The sequence below is a fragment of the Streptomyces sp. KL116D genome (assembly GCF_030766975.1).
GTDB classification, from domain to species: Bacteria; Actinomycetota; Actinomycetes; order Streptomycetales; family Streptomycetaceae; genus Streptomyces; species Streptomyces longispororuber_A.
The window spans coordinates 16,275-29,484 of record NZ_JASERH010000109.1 but is presented as its reverse complement, the minus strand read 5'-3'; the positions used below and the strand labels follow the sequence as shown (position 1 = coordinate 29,484).

The window sequence follows — 13,210 nt, the reverse complement described above, 5'->3', positions numbered from 1 at the left end:
GGTGGCCGGTAAGGCGGCCGACGGCGCAACGCCAAACTCCGCGGGGAGGGGGTCGGCCTCGACTACAGGCCCTCGCCGCGGCAGCTAAGGAGAAGCAGCCCGAATCGCATGATGCTCAGCACCTTAGCCCAGCCGCTCCGGATGCGGAGGCCCGTATCAGTATGCGGGACCGTCGACAGGTAACGGGTAAGAGGTGATCAATACCTCTATTTCAGTAATCATGGTTGCAGGTAGTGACAGCGGCATGACCCAGTGCCACATTGCCACGCATGACCGCCAACCCAACGGGGAACCCGACGGGGTTCGAGCCCGTGTTCTGCACCATCGTGCCGCCTCACGTCCTCGACAAGGCCGCCCAGGCCGAGGACTCCGCGATCGCCGCCCGCGCCCGCAAGACCCTGGAGCGCGACGCGTTCGAGCGCACCCACCGCCGCATGACGACCGTCATCGGCGCACCCTCCGTGGCGCCGCCGGCCGAAGGCGCGGCGCAGAAACCGCACCGCACCATCTACGACGCCAAGCACGGCACCAACCTGCCGGGCCGCAAGGTGCGCGGCGAGGGCGACAAGCCCGGCAAGGACGCGACCGTCAACCGCGCGTACGCCGGTCTGGGCGCCACCTTCGAGCTGTACCTGGAGAAGTTCGCCCGCTACTCGATCGACGGCAACGGCCTGCCGCTGAACGCGACGGTGCACTACTCCGAGGACTACAACAACGCCTTCTGGAACGGCGAGCAGATGGTGTTCGGCGACGGTGACGGCGAGATCTTCCTCGACTTCACCATCCCCGTCGACGTCATCGGCCACGAGCTGACCCACGGCGTCACCCAGTACACGGCGAACCTGACGTACTTCGGCCAGCCGGGTGCCCTGAACGAGTCGATGTCCGACGTCTTCGGCTCGCTCATCAAGCAGTACACGCTGGGCCAGACCGCCGCCGAGGCCGACTGGCTGATCGGCGCCGGGCTGCTCGCGCCGCGCGTCACGGGTGTGGCGCTGCGCTCCATGAAGGCCCCGGGGACGGCGTTCGACGACGACGTGCTCGGCAAGGACCCGCAGCCCGCCGACATGGACCACTACGTGCGCACCGGCCGGGACAACGGCGGCGTGCACATCAACTCCGGCATCCCCAACCACGCGTTCTACATCCTGGCCGAGTCGCTCGGCGGGCACGCGTGGGAGCGGGCCGGGCAGATCTGGTTCGACACGCTGACCGGCGGCGAGCTGAAGCAGGACTGCTCGTTCGCGGACTTCGCCAAGGCGACGGTCACGGCCGCGCAGGCCCGCTACGGCGGCGCCGAGGAGCAGCAGGCCGTCCTGAAGGCGTGGGAACAGGTCGGCGTGCCCACGCACTGACCGGCACGCCGTTTTCGGGGTAGACAGGGAACCATGCGTATCCACGTCACGCGCACGGGCGGATTCGCCGGCATCGACCGGCACGCCGAGGTCGACACGGCGGGCCGGGCCGACGCCCACGAGTGGCAGGCCCTGGCCGAGAAGGCGCTGGCCGCGGGCCGGGGCACGCCCCCCATAGGGGTGCCGGACGGATTCAGCTACACCATCACCGTGGACGGGCGGACCGTGTACTGCGCGGACCCCCGGCTCACCGACGAACAGCGCAAGCTGATCAGCCGGGTCCTGAAGGAAGGCGCCTGAAGGAAAGGACCCGGGGCCCGAGGGAGCCGGAGGCGCAACTCCTGTTCGCTGCACGGGCGTTGACTTCGTACTGACCGGTACGGATGATCGCGCCCATGACAGCCACCCAGGACGCGCTTCCGACGTTCCCACCCGGTTTTCTGTGGGGCGTCGCCACCTCGGCCCACCAGATCGAGGGCGCCGTCGACGGACGGACGCCTTCGATCTGGGACGCGTTCACCGCGGAGCCCGGCCGGGTCAGGGACGGCTCGACGGCGGCGGTGGCCTGCGACCACGTGGCCCGCTACCGCGAGGACGTGGCGCTCGTCCGCGACCTGGGCGTGGACGCGTACCGCTTCTCGGTCTCCTGGCCGCGGGTGCTCGCGCCCGGCGGCCTCGACTTCTACGACCGGCTCGTCGACGAACTGTGCGCGCAGGGCGTCCGCCCCGTGCCGACGCTCTTCCACTGGGACCTGCCCGCCGGGCTCGACTGGCTCGACCGGGACACCGCGTCGCGCCTCGCCGAGTACACGGCGACGGTCGCAGGACGCATCGGCGACCGGGTCGACAGGTGGATCACCCTCAACGAACCGGCCGAGCACACCCTGCTGGGCCACGCCCTCGGTGAGCACGCGCCCGGCCGGAAGCTGCTGTTCGACGCGCTGCCGGTCGCCCACCACCAGCTCCTCGCGCACGGTCTGGCGGCGCGGGCGCTGCGCGCGGCCGGCGCGACCGACATCGGGATCGCCAACTCCCACGGCCCGACCTGGTCCGCGTCGCAGGACCCGGCCGACGTGGCCGCGGCGGACCTGTACGACGTGATCCTGAACCGGCTCTTCGCCGACCCGCTGCTGCTCGGCCGGTACCCCGACGGATTCGCCCAGCTGATGCCGGGCGACGACGTCGCGGCCGACCTGAAGCTGATCTCCGACGGGACCCTCGACTGGTACGGGATCAACTTCTACCAGCCGACGACGGTGGGCGCGCCCGGCGCCGCCGACGTGGAGTTCTCCGGCCTCACCCTCCCCGCCGAACTCCCCTTCTCCGTAAGGAAGACGGCGGGCTACCCGGTGACGGACTTCGACTGGCCGGTGGTGCCGGACGCGCTCACCGAACTCCTCACCGACTTCCGCGACCGCTACGGCGACCGGCTGCCGCCGCTCGTGGTGACCGAGAACGGCTGCGCGTACGAGGGGGTCGACGACCAGGAGCGGATCGCCTACCTGGACGGCCATCTGCGGGCGCTGCACCGGGCGTTGGCGGCGGGCGTCGACGTGCGGGGCTATTTCGTCTGGTCACTGATGGACAACTTCGAGTGGGCGGAGGGCTACACGAAGCGCTTCGGCCTCGTCCACGTCGACTACGCGACGCAGGTGCGCACGCCGAAGGCGTCGTACGGCTGGCTGCGCGACGCGCTGCGGGCGCAGCGGGCATGACGGCCCTCGCCCTCGACGAGCCCGTCGACCGGGTCGGGCGGGGCTGGACGGCGGCCCTCGCGCTGGCCAACGGGGCGATCTGGGTGGGCTGGTACGGCCCGCTGCAGATCCTCCTCGCGAAGCAGGCCGAGCAGTTCGCGCCCGGCACCGGCCTGTCGAAGGAGTCGCTGCTGGCCTGGGTGACGGGCGTCGGGGCGGTGGTGTCGCTCGCCGCCAACCCGCTGTTCGGCGCGCTCTCCGACCGCACGGTGTCCCGGTGCGGGCGGCGCACGCCGTGGATCGTGGCGGGCGCGGCGGGCGGCGCGCTGTCCCTGCTGGTGCTGGCGGGCGCGGACGCGCTGTGGGTGCTCTTCGCGGGCTGGTGCCTGGTGCAGCTGACGCTGAACGCGTCGTTCGCGGCGGTCACCGCGGCCGTGCCCGACCGGGTGCCGCGGCTCCAACGGGGCGCCGTGGGCGGCTGGTTGGGGGTCGCGCAGATCCTCGGCGTGGTCGCCGGGACCGGGCTGGCGACGGCGGCGGGCGGGATCGGCGCCGGGTACGTGGCGTGCGCGGCCTTCACCTTGCTGGGCGTGGCCCCGTACGTGCTGCGCCACCCGGACCTGCGGCTCGACCCGGCCGCCCGTCCGGCGTGGTCCTGGCGCCGGTTCGCGGCGGGCTTCTGGCTGAGCCCGCGCAGGCATCCCGACCTGGCGTGGGCGTGGCTGACCCGCTTCCTCATCAACCTCGGCAACGCGCTGGTGCTGCTGTACCTCTTCTACTACCTGCGCGACCGGCTGGGGTACGGCGACCCGGACACCGGGGTGCTGATCCTGACCGCGGTGAACGGGGTGACGCTGCTCGGCACCGTCGTGGTGGGCGGGGTGTGGTCGGACCGGCTCGGCCGCCGCAAGCCGTTCGTGCTCTGGTCGGGCGTGCTGATGGCGGTGGCCACGGGCGTCCTGGCGGGCTGGCAGACCTGGACCGGGGCGGTGGTGGCGGCCGCCGTCCTCGGCGTCGGCTTCGGCGTCTTCACCTCGGTCGACTTCGCGCTGATGACGGACGTCCTGCCGAAGGCGCTCGACCGGGGCAAGGACCTCGGCGTCATCAACATCGCCAACTCGCTGCCGCAGGTGGCGGCCCCGGCGCTGGCCGCCCCGCTCGTCAACCACCTCGGCGGATACCGGGTGTTGTACCTGGTGGCGGCGGGCGTCGGGCTGGCCGGGGCAATTCTGGTGCGCCGGATCAAGGGCGTCGCATAAGGTCCGCGCCATGCCTGCGGAACGACTTCTCGACCAGCTGGAGCGGTACTACGACACGGTGCCGCGCGCCGCTTCCCGGGTGGAGGACTTCGGCTCGCTCACCCTGTTCGTCCGGGAGGGCGCCGGCTGGCCGTACTACGCCCGGCCCGCGCTCCGTGCGGACGCGCCGCCGCCCTCCGTCTCCGACGTGCTCGCCGTCCGGGCCCGGCAGCGGGAGCTGGGGGTGCCCGAGGCGTTCGAGTGGGTGGCGGAGACGACGCCGGGGCTGCGGGAGGCCGTGGAGGCCTCGGGGCTCGTGGTGCACGCGCATCCGCTGATGGCGCGGGAGAGCGGGGCCCCGGCCGAACCGCACCCGCTCGTCCGGGTCCTGTCCGACCGTGACCCGTTCCTGGCCGGGGCGCTTGCGCTGCCCCACGTGGCCTTCGCGCATCCCGGGACGGCGGTCGGGGCGGCGGGCGCGGCCGAGCTGACCGCGGAGATCGCGGCGCGGGCGGCGGACGGGGCGATGGCCGGGTACCAGGAGCGGATGCGGGCGGGGCAGGTCGTCGTCGCGGCCGCCGTGGAGAACGGGGTGGTGCTCAGCTCCGGCCTGCACCTGCCCGTCGGTGACGTCACCGAGGTGGCGGGCGTCGGTACGTTGCCCGCGGCGCGGCGGCGGGGGCTGGGGCTTGCGGTGACGTCGGCGCTGGTCGCTCACGCGGTGGGCTCCGGGGTGGGGGTGGTGTTCTTGTCGGCCGGCGACGATGACGTGGCCCGTCTGTATGCCCGGTTGGGTTTCCGCCCGGTCGGCACGGCCCTGATCGCCGAACCGACCCCGCCCGCGTCCGTCTGACCGCCCGGTGGGGGCGAGTCGCGCAGTTCCCCGCGCCCCTGGGGAACCCACCTCTGGCCCCCGACCAGTCAAGCCCCTGCGGGGCCGGGCCCCGAGGTCGATTCCCGGCTGACCGCCGGTGGGGGCCGGTCGCGCAGTTCCCGCGCCCCTGGGGTAACCGGATCTCAAGCCCCCGGACCGGTCGAGCCCCCCCCGAGGTCGATTTCCGGCTGACCGCCGGTGGGGGCCGGTCGCGCAGTTCCCCGCGCCCCTGGGGTAACCGGATCTCAAGCCCCCGGACCGGTCGAGCCCCCACGGGGCGATTCCCGGCTGACCGCCGGTGAGGGCCGGTCGCGCAGTTCCCGGACCAGTCGAGGCCCCGCGGGGTGCCCGTATCGAGCCTCTCCGGCGATTGAGGAGCGGGGGCCGGGGCGGAGCCCCGGGGGTGGCTGCGGGGCTCCGGGCAGAGGGTCAGAGCGCGCCCGCGTCCCGGGCCGTCCATACCGACGGGAAGATCGGGCGGAAGCCCAGTTCGTGGCGGATGCGGGCCGTCGACATCACGGAGTGCCACGGATCCGTGGCCTCCTTCTCGTACGCCTCCGGCGGCACCGGAACCCCGCTGAGCTGAAGGATGTCGACCGACGTCACCGGGGCGTCGTCGGCGATGTTGTAGACGCCGGACGCGCCGGAGGCGTACAGCAGGCGCCGCAGGCCCTGCGCCACGTCGACGTGGTGGCCCATGTGCAGGCGCTGCATGGCGGGCCAGGTCGGCACCCACTCCAGCACGTTCTCCAGGTGCGGGTCCCCGTCGCCGTACACGAACGGCAGCCGGCCGATCCGCAGGTCGTCGAGGCCCGCCATGGCGCGCAGCGCCTGCTCGGCCTCCGCCTTGGACTCGGGGTAGGCGCCCCAGAGGTGTCCGCCCGGGCGCGTCTCGTCGTCCTCGACCAGCGGCCTGCCGCGCCCGGCGCCGTACGCCAGACCGGTGCTGACCTGCACGAACCGCCGCACGCCCGAGGCGACCGCGGCCCGGCCCAGCTCGATCGCGGCGTCCCGGTTGACCGCCCGTGCCTCCTCGTCCGGCACCCCGCGGAAGGCCGCGGCGACGTTCACCACGGCGTCCACGCCGGCCGTCGCCTTGCCCAGGGCGGCCACGTCGCGCAGGTCGCCGACGACCACGTCGGCGCCCAGCTCCGCGAACCGCTCACCGCGGGCCGCGTCCCGTACGAGCACCCGCACCCGGTCGCCCTGCGGCGCGCTCTGCAGCAGTCGCGGCACGAACCGCCGCCCGACCTGCCCTGTCGCTCCGGTCACCAGAATCAGCATGGCCGCCTCCTCGAAGTCGTCGTCGTGCCATGCACCCAGCGTCGGCGCCCCCGGCCCGCGGCGGGAGAGACGCGGTTATCCAGGGAGCGGCACTCCCTGGATACGGCCCGGGATCCGCGTGATGCTGGAAGCGTGAACCGAGCCGAACTCGCCGACTTCCTGCGCCGCTCCCGCACCCGCCTGTCCCCCGCGGACGTGGGCCTCGCCGAGGGACAGCGCCGCCGCACGCCTGGCCTGCGCCGCGAGGAGGTGGCGCAGCTGGCCGGCATGTCCACGGACTACTACACGCGTCTCGAACAGCGCCGCGGCTCGCACCCGTCGCGCCAGATGCTGACCGCGCTGGCCCGCGCGCTGCGGCTGACGGCGGACGAGCGGGACCACCTGTTCCACCTGGCGGGCGAGGAGCCGCCGCGGCCGGGCACGTCGTCGGGGCACGTGCGTCCCGGGCTGCTGATGATCCTGGACCGGCTGCACGACCTGCCGGCGCAGGTGCTGAGCGACTGGGGCGAGGTGCTCGCGCAGAACGCCATGGCGGTGGCCCTGTCCGGCGACAACGCCGGGGTGAACATGATCCGCCGGTTCTTCCTGGAACCGGCGAGCCGCACCCTGCTGCCGGCGGAGAGCCACGCGCAACACGCCCGCACCCACGTGGCGACGCTCCGGGCGGTCACCGGGGCCCGCCCGGACGATCCGGGCCCGGCCGCCCTGGTGGCCGAACTACGGGCGGGGTCGGAGGAGTTCGCGGCGCTCTGGCAGGAGCACGAGGTGGTGGTGCGGCGCGCGGCGACGAAGCGTTTCGTGCACCCGGTGGTCGGCGTCCTCGACCTCGACTGCGAGGTGCTGACCGGCGACGGGCACGGCCAGATGCTGGTCGTGCACTCGGCGCGCCCGGGTACGGAGACGTACGAGCGGCTCGAACTGCTGCGGGTGATCGGCGTCCAGGACCTGTCCCCCAGCGACCACGGGTCCTAGGACCTAGAAGCCGAGCTTGCGCAGCTGGCGCGGGTCGCGCTGCCAGTCCTTGGCGACCTTGACGTGCAGGTCGAGGTAGACGGGCGTACCGAGCAGCGCCTCGATCTGCTTGCGGGACTTGATGCCGACGTCCTTGAGGCGCTTGCCCTTGGGGCCGATGATGATGCCCTTCTGGCTGGGCCGCTCGATGTAGACGAAGGCGTGGATGTCGAGGAGCGGCTTGTCGGCGGGCCGGTCCTCGCGCGGCAGCATCTCCTCGACGACGACCGCGATGGAGTGCGGCAGCTCGTCCCGGACGCCTTCGAGCGCGGCCTCGCGGATCAGCTCGGCGACCATGACCTGCTCGGGCTCGTCGGTGAGGTCGCCCTCCGGGTAGAGCGCGGGGCCCTCGGGGAGCAGCGGGACGATGAGATCGGCCAGCAGGTCGACCTGCTTGTCGCCGACGGCGGAGACCGGGATGATCTCGGCCCACTCGAAGCCGAGCTCCTTGCCGAGCTGGTCGATGGCGATGAGCTGCTCGGCGAGCTGCTTGCTGTCGACGAGGTCGGTCTTGGTGACGATGGCGATCTTCGGCGTCTTCTTGATGGACGCGAGTTCCTTGGCGATGAACCGGTCGCCGGGGCCGAGCTTCTCGTTCGCCGGGAGGCAGAAGCCGATGACGTCGACCTCGGCCCACGTGGTGCGCACGACGTCGTTCAGCCGCTCGCCGAGCAGGGTGCGCGGCTTGTGCAGACCGGGGGTGTCCACCAGGATCAGCTGCGCGTCGTCGCGGTGGACGATGCCGCGCACGGTGTGCCGCGTGGTCTGCGGCTGGTCGGCGGTGATGGCCACCTTCTTGCCGACCAGAGCGTTCGTGAGGGTGGACTTGCCCGCGTTGGGGCGGCCGACGAAGCAGGCGAAGCCGGCGCGGTGCGCGGATCCGGGTGCGGGGGTGTGAACGCTCATGGCGCCCATTGTCCCTGATCCGCAAGGCGCCGCAGTACCGTGAGGTCCCGGTAACCCCTCGGCAACACGAAACACGGCGGAAACGCCGGGGTACGGATTCCGAAACGCGGGCCGGTGACGCTGGCCCGCATGCCTGCCACGACCGTGCCCCTCGCCGCGCAAGCCGCCCTCGACACCGGTGACACCGCCTGGCTGCTCGCCGCCACGGCCCTCGTCCTCCTCATGACGCCGGGCCTCGCCCTGTTCTACGGCGGCATGGTCCGCACGAAGAGCGTCCTCAACATGCTGATGATGAGCTTCGTGTCCATCGCGCTCGTGACGGTGGTGTGGCTGGTCGCGGGATATTCGCTCGCGTTCGGCGACGACGCGTTCGCGGGCCTGATCGGCGGTCTGGAGCACGCGGGCATGGCGGGGATCGGTCCGGACTCGGTGACCGGCACGGTCCCCACCTTCCTCTTCACGACGTTCCAGCTGACCTTCGCGATCCTGACCACCGCGCTGATCAGCGGAGCCGTCGCGGACCGCACGAGGTTCGGGGCGTGGCTGGCCTTCGTACCGCTGTGGGCGCTGCTCGTATACGTTCCCGTCGCGCACTGGGTGTGGGGTCCTGGCGGCTGGATCGCGCAGCATCTGGGGGCCCTCGACTTCGCGGGCGGCCTCGTCGTCGAGATCGCCTCGGGCGCGTCGGGGCTCGCCCTGTGTCTGGTGCTCGGGCCGCGTCTCGGCTTCAAGAAGGACGCGATGCGCCCGCACAACCTGCCGATGGTGATCATGGGTGCGGGCCTGCTCTGGTTCGGCTGGCTCGGCTTCAACGGCGGTTCGGCGCTCGGCGCGAACGGCCTCGCCGCGGCCTCCCTGTTCAACACCCTGATCGCGGGCTGCACGGGTCTGCTGGGCTGGCTGTTCGTGGAGCAGCGGCGGGACGGGCACCCGACGACGTTCGGCGCGGCGTCCGGTGCGGTGGCGGGGCTGGTCGCGATCACCCCGGCCTGCGGCGTCGTGGGGGTGCCCGGCGCGGCCGTCGTGGGGCTCGCGGCCGGTGTCGTGTGCTCGTACGCCGTCGCCTGGAAGTTCCGCTTCGACTACGACGACTCACTGGACGTGGTCGGCGTGCACTTCGTCGGCGGTGTCGTGGGCACGGTCCTGATCGGTCTGTTCGCGACGTCGGCGATGACCGGGTCGGGCGCGAAGGAGGGCCTCTTCTACGGCGGCGGGTTCGGTCAGCTCGGCAAGCAGCTGGTCGCCGTGCTGGTCGTGGCGGCGTACACGTTCGCGGTGACGTACGGGCTCGGCCGGGCCGTCGACCGGTTCCTGGGGTTCCGGGCCGCGGCCGAGGAGGAGCTGACGGGCCTGGACCAGACGGTGCATGCGGAGAGTGCGTACGATCACGGCGTCCTGAGCGCCTCGGCGCACCCCGCCCACGCTCCCGTCTCCGTCGCCGGAAAGGCCAAGCAGTCATGAAGCTGATCACCGCGGTCGTCAAGCCGTTCCGCCTCGACGAGGTCAAGACGGCGCTGCAGGAGCTGGGCGTGCAGGGCCTGACGGTGACCGAGGCCAGCGGTTACGGGCGTCAGCGCGGGCACACCGAGGTGTACCGGGGCGCCGAGTACCAGGTCGACCTGGTGCCGAAGGTGCGGATCGAGGTCGTCGTCGCGGACGACGACGCCGAGGCCGCGATGGAGGCGATCGTGCGGGCCGCCCGGACCGGCAAGATCGGTGACGGCAAGGTCTGGGCCGTGCCCGTCGACACCGTGGTGCGGGTGCGGACGGGCGAGCGGGGCCCCGACGCCGTCTGAGCGAGCCTGATCAGAGGCTGACGCCGCAGTTCGGCCAGGCGCCGGCGCCCTGGCTGGCGAGGACCTTGTTGCCGACGGTGATCTGCTCGGCCTTGCTGGCGAGGTGCGCGCTGGGGGCGTACTGGGTGCCGCCGTAGGCGGCCCAGGTGGACTGCGTGAACTGCAGGCCGCCGTAGAAGCCGTTGCCGGTGTTGGCGGACCAGTTGCCGCCGGCCTCGCACTGCGCGACGGAGTCCCAGGAGCCGGTCGGGGCGGCGGCGGTCGCGGCGGAGGCGGAGCCGGTGCCGGCGATCACCATCGCGCCGGCGGCGCCGGTGAGCACACCGGCGACGGCGAGGCGACGGACACGGGACGAGGTCTTGCGGGCAGAGGTGAACACGTAGAAAGCCTTCGTTCGGGGACGGGAAGTGTGCGGCGCCTCCCGGGTGACGGGACGCTGTGAGCGCTTCGGCGCCTGGCAACGGATCCACCATGACCGGCCTGTCCGGGTTTGCCCCATGGGCCCTAAGTCCCACCGACGGGACTTTGGTCCTTCTTTCACTCGTCGCGGCGGCGGGACCAAAGACCCGGGCCGAAGGTCCCGCACCCCTTGTCGCACAAGGCCGGGAGGCCCTTCCCGAGAGACACGTCGGGCCGGGACCAAAGTCCCGGCCCGACGCCGACGTGACCGTCTTCACGCCGATCAGGCATGAACCGCCTCATTACTGGGCAAGCGGGGTTCCCTGTGACGCACGCCTCCCGGCTCAGCCGGCCTCGACGGCGGCCCGGACGGTGCCGTCCGGCGCCGCGAGGAACACCGGCGTCCCGGCCCCGCCCAGATCGCGCACGGCGGCGACGTCCTCGCCCGCCAGGGCGTCCGCCGCCGAGACGACGGCGGCCGCCTCCAGGGACTGCGCACCGGAGGCCACGGCCATCGCGACGGCCGTCTGCAGCGCGCTCAGCTTGAGGGAGTCGAGGGCGACGGTCCCCGCGACATAGGTACGCCCCGTCTCGTCCCGCACGGCCGCCCCCTCGGGCACACCGTTGCGGGCCCGCGCGGAGCGGGCCAGGGTGACGATCTTGCGGTCCTCGGGGCCGAGGTCGGTGCTCTCAGTCATGGGCTGAGCATAAGGAAGGCGCTACGGACGCCCGGCAACAGGGCGCTCACCCGGCGACGCCGGGCCGGGGTCGGCGACGAAGCCGAGGAAGGAGTCCCATGCGGCAGGGGCGACGGCGATGACGTCGCCGCGTCGGCGCTTCGAGTCGCGGACGCGGATCGCGGCGCCCGTGCAGGCGACCTCGACGCAGTCGTCCACCTGTGCGGATCCACTGCTCTTGCGCCATGCCCATGCCCGTGCCTGAGTCACCCTCGACCTCCACCCCGGTTGTGGACCGCCCGGCCGGGGCGTCCCCCGAAAACGCCGTGGGTCGCACGGCAGAAGTCCCATGGTACGTGCAGAAGCCAACAACGCAGGCATGACAATTCCCGCCAACTTACCGATGATCACGGCAAGTTGGCGACAAGTTGGCGGCGGAGTCCGCTCAGCCGGGGTCCTGCTGCAGGAGTGCCTCCAGCTCGTCCCCTCCCTCCGCGACGCGCACCGCGAGCCGCCGCAGCACCACACCGACCCCGTCCTTCAGCGACAGGTCCTCCAGCTCCCAGAAGCGCTCCAGGTACTGCCGGGTCTCCTCCGCGGAGGTCGACGCGATGGTGATGCCCCGGGAGTCCTCCAGGAACAGGGCGTCCTCCATCCCCTCGGCCTTGAACTCGAACAGCGAGAACGGCCCCTGGATACCGGGGTGGGCGCCGACGCTGAACGGGAGGATCTGGAGCGTGATGTGCTCGCGCTCGGACAGGGAGGCCAGGTGCTCCAGCTGCGCCCGCATCACGCCACGGCCGCCCATCACCCGGCGCACCAGGGATTCGTCCAGGACGAAGCTGAACTCGCGCCCCTCCGGGTCCTCCAGCACGTCCTGACGCGCGAGCCGCGACTCGACGATGCGGTCGACGTCGTCCTCGGGCATGTCCTTGCCGTACGCGCCGATCACGGCCCGCATGTACTCCTCGGTCTGCAGCAGACCGGGCAGGAGCAGGGGCGCGAACTGCCGGTGGACGGACGCGGCCGACTCCAGCGCGAGGCGCTGCATGAAGTCCTTGCTGTACAGGTCCCGGTACTCGGTGAACGGCATGCGCCGGCTCCCGCGGGCCATGTCGAGCAGCTCTTCCAGCTTGCGCCGGTCCGAGAGGCCGTACGCCGCCGCGAGCGGCCGCAGGTCGTTGACGGAGATGCCGACCTCGCCCGCTTCGATGCGGATGAGCTTGGACGGACTCCACTCCATCCGGTCGGCAACCTGCCGCTGAGTCAGACCTGCCGCGATCCGCGCCTTGCGCAGTTCGGTGCGCAGCTGCAGCCGCAGCAACGCCGCGCTGGTCACCGCCATGACTGCTTCACCCCCGACCGCATCCGGCTTTGTGCAACATAGCAGCTATCCATATGACTCATCGAGACCTCTTAGTTGCGACACTTCAAATATCGCTCGAACCCGCGCGCGCACGCCGCACACCGGGTGTGCTACGCACACCCTAACCTTACTCCGCACTCTGCTATGTAGCAGGTTGGGAGCCGCCATAGAGGATTATGCCGTTAGGCACTGGGCTTCTAGACGTCTCGCGGATACGCTGTGGGAGAAGGTGATGAAGTATGCCCGATCAACAACCTTGATCCACAAAGGAGTTGATCACCCATCAAGCCCAACTCCCGGAAGCAGACGGTGACTTGCCCACGTGGTCCCGGAAAGGGGTCGAGTGATCATGGCCGAACATCAAGGAGAGGAAGGAGGGCTCCGACCGCAGAAGACCAAGCGCACCTGGGGTGAGCGGGTGGCTCTGGCCGTCCCGTTGATCAATCTCCTCATCGCGATCCACAAGATCGCCGAGGAATGGATCCGACCCTTTGCGTGACAGCAATCAGCCCCGACCGGAAGGCCGGGGCCGATAGCGGCGGATGCCCGACACAGACGCTGCCGTTCCGAGTTCCCTGGCAGGCTTGCCCGGAGCGGTGGCGTCGCAGGG

The 13,210-nt window shown here is 71.7% G+C and carries 15 protein-coding genes; 9 read left to right on the top strand and 6 right to left on the bottom strand.

Annotated elements, in window-relative coordinates:
• The first annotated feature begins 269 nt into the window (after positions 1–269).
• The 5 genes from RBJ77_RS42430 (at position 270) to RBJ77_RS42410 (ending at position 5,140) form a co-directional block, all read left to right on the top strand.
• Complete coding sequence (locus tag RBJ77_RS42430) at positions 270–1,355, top strand: M4 family metallopeptidase (RefSeq protein WP_372349880.1); 1,086 nt, start codon at positions 270–272, stop codon at positions 1,353–1,355.
• Positions 1,356–1,388: 33 nt separating this feature from the next.
• Positions 1,389–1,655: a protealysin inhibitor emfourin gene (locus RBJ77_RS42425; RefSeq protein WP_372349879.1), complete on the top strand. Its 267-nt coding sequence runs from the start codon at positions 1,389–1,391 to the stop codon at positions 1,653–1,655.
• A gap of 95 nt (positions 1,656–1,750) precedes the next feature.
• Positions 1,751–3,070 carry a GH1 family beta-glucosidase gene (locus RBJ77_RS42420; RefSeq protein WP_372349878.1) on the top strand — a complete coding sequence of 440 codons (1,320 nt, stop codon included), beginning with the start codon at positions 1,751–1,753 and terminating at the stop codon, positions 3,068–3,070.
• Positions 3,067–4,308: an MFS transporter gene (locus RBJ77_RS42415; RefSeq protein WP_372349877.1), complete on the top strand. Its 1,242-nt coding sequence runs from the start codon at positions 3,067–3,069 to the stop codon at positions 4,306–4,308. The genes RBJ77_RS42420 and RBJ77_RS42415 overlap by 4 nt, the downstream gene beginning before the upstream one ends.
• 10 nt (positions 4,309–4,318) lie before the next feature.
• Complete coding sequence (locus tag RBJ77_RS42410; RefSeq protein ID WP_372349876.1) at positions 4,319–5,140, top strand: GNAT family N-acetyltransferase; 822 nt, start codon at positions 4,319–4,321, stop codon at positions 5,138–5,140.
• Positions 5,141–5,590: 450 nt separating this feature from the next.
• Here RBJ77_RS42410 and RBJ77_RS42405 read toward each other — a convergent pair whose 3' ends face one another.
• Positions 5,591–6,445 (bottom strand): NAD-dependent epimerase/dehydratase family protein, encoded by an 855-nt coding sequence (locus RBJ77_RS42405; protein WP_372349875.1) that lies wholly within the window; start codon positions 6,443–6,445, stop codon positions 5,591–5,593.
• A gap of 132 nt (positions 6,446–6,577) precedes the next feature.
• Here RBJ77_RS42405 and RBJ77_RS42400 point away from each other — a divergent pair, with 132 nt between their 5' ends.
• Positions 6,578–7,417: a helix-turn-helix transcriptional regulator gene (locus RBJ77_RS42400; RefSeq protein ID WP_372349874.1), complete on the top strand. Its 840-nt coding sequence runs from the start codon at positions 6,578–6,580 to the stop codon at positions 7,415–7,417.
• 3 nt (positions 7,418–7,420) lie between these two features.
• Here RBJ77_RS42400 and era read toward each other — a convergent pair whose 3' ends face one another.
• Positions 7,421–8,371 carry a GTPase Era gene (era, locus tag RBJ77_RS42395; protein WP_255973773.1) on the bottom strand — a complete coding sequence of 317 codons (951 nt, stop codon included), beginning with the start codon at positions 8,369–8,371 and terminating at the stop codon, positions 7,421–7,423.
• 120 nt (positions 8,372–8,491) lie between these two features.
• Here era and RBJ77_RS42390 point away from each other — a divergent pair, with 120 nt between their 5' ends.
• Together RBJ77_RS42390 and RBJ77_RS42385 are read left to right on the top strand one after the other, a co-directional pair.
• On the top strand, positions 8,492–9,823 hold the full coding sequence (locus tag RBJ77_RS42390; protein WP_372349873.1) for an ammonium transporter: 1,332 nt from the start codon (positions 8,492–8,494) through the stop codon (positions 9,821–9,823).
• A complete protein-coding gene (locus RBJ77_RS42385) occupies positions 9,820–10,158 on the top strand; it encodes a P-II family nitrogen regulator (RefSeq protein ID WP_372349872.1) in 339 nt (112 codons plus the stop codon). Before RBJ77_RS42390 ends, RBJ77_RS42385 begins: the two co-directional genes overlap by 4 nt.
• A 10-nt stretch (positions 10,159–10,168) precedes the next feature.
• On the opposite strand, the gene RBJ77_RS42380 is transcribed toward RBJ77_RS42385, so the two are convergent.
• From RBJ77_RS42380 to RBJ77_RS42365, 4 genes are all read right to left on the bottom strand, one after another.
• Positions 10,169–10,537, bottom strand: a complete 369-nt coding sequence (locus RBJ77_RS42380; RefSeq protein WP_372349871.1) for a transglycosylase family protein — start codon at positions 10,535–10,537, stop codon at positions 10,169–10,171.
• A 364-nt stretch (positions 10,538–10,901) separates the two neighbouring features.
• Entirely contained in the window at positions 10,902–11,255 is a 354-nt protein-coding gene (locus RBJ77_RS42375; RefSeq protein ID WP_255973767.1) for a cytidine deaminase, read from the bottom strand.
• A 21-nt stretch (positions 11,256–11,276) separates the two neighbouring features.
• Positions 11,277–11,504, bottom strand: a complete 228-nt coding sequence (locus tag RBJ77_RS42370; RefSeq protein WP_372349870.1) for a DUF397 domain-containing protein — start codon at positions 11,502–11,504, stop codon at positions 11,277–11,279.
• Positions 11,505–11,679: 175 nt separating this feature from the next.
• A complete protein-coding gene (locus RBJ77_RS42365; RefSeq protein ID WP_372349869.1) occupies positions 11,680–12,579 on the bottom strand; it encodes a helix-turn-helix domain-containing protein in 900 nt (299 codons plus the stop codon).
• A 370-nt stretch (positions 12,580–12,949) separates the two neighbouring features.
• On the opposite strand from RBJ77_RS42365, the gene RBJ77_RS42360 reads away from it, so the two are divergent.
• Positions 12,950–13,099, top strand: coding sequence for a hypothetical protein (locus RBJ77_RS42360; RefSeq protein ID WP_372349868.1), 150 nt, complete (start codon positions 12,950–12,952; stop codon positions 13,097–13,099).
• The last annotated feature ends 111 nt before the right edge of the window (positions 13,100–13,210 follow it).

Bases quoted from the DNA above. Each gene is read 5' to 3' on its own strand.
- RBJ77_RS42430 (WP_372349880.1), top strand. From the start codon at position 270: ATGACCGCCAACCCAACGGGGAACCCGACGGGGTTCGAGCCCGTGTTC.
- RBJ77_RS42425 (WP_372349879.1), top strand. From the start codon at position 1,389: ATGCGTATCCACGTCACGCGCACGGGCGGATTCGCCGGCATCGACCGG.
- RBJ77_RS42420 (WP_372349878.1), top strand. From the start codon at position 1,751: ATGACAGCCACCCAGGACGCGCTTCCGACGTTCCCACCCGGTTTTCTG.
- RBJ77_RS42415 (WP_372349877.1), top strand. From the start codon at position 3,067: ATGACGGCCCTCGCCCTCGACGAGCCCGTCGACCGGGTCGGGCGGGGC.
- RBJ77_RS42410 (WP_372349876.1), top strand. From the start codon at position 4,319: ATGCCTGCGGAACGACTTCTCGACCAGCTGGAGCGGTACTACGACACG.
- RBJ77_RS42405 (WP_372349875.1), bottom strand. From the start codon at position 6,445: ATGCTGATTCTGGTGACCGGAGCGACAGGGCAGGTCGGGCGGCGGTTC.
- era (WP_255973773.1), bottom strand. From the start codon at position 8,371: ATGGGCGCCATGAGCGTTCACACCCCCGCACCCGGATCCGCGCACCGC.
- RBJ77_RS42390 (WP_372349873.1), top strand. From the start codon at position 8,492: ATGCCTGCCACGACCGTGCCCCTCGCCGCGCAAGCCGCCCTCGACACC.
- RBJ77_RS42385 (WP_372349872.1), top strand. From the start codon at position 9,820: ATGAAGCTGATCACCGCGGTCGTCAAGCCGTTCCGCCTCGACGAGGTC.
- RBJ77_RS42375 (WP_255973767.1), bottom strand. From the start codon at position 11,255: ATGACTGAGAGCACCGACCTCGGCCCCGAGGACCGCAAGATCGTCACC.
- RBJ77_RS42365 (WP_372349869.1), bottom strand. From the start codon at position 12,579: ATGGCGGTGACCAGCGCGGCGTTGCTGCGGCTGCAGCTGCGCACCGAA.
- RBJ77_RS42360 (WP_372349868.1), top strand. From the start codon at position 12,950: ATGGCCGAACATCAAGGAGAGGAAGGAGGGCTCCGACCGCAGAAGACC.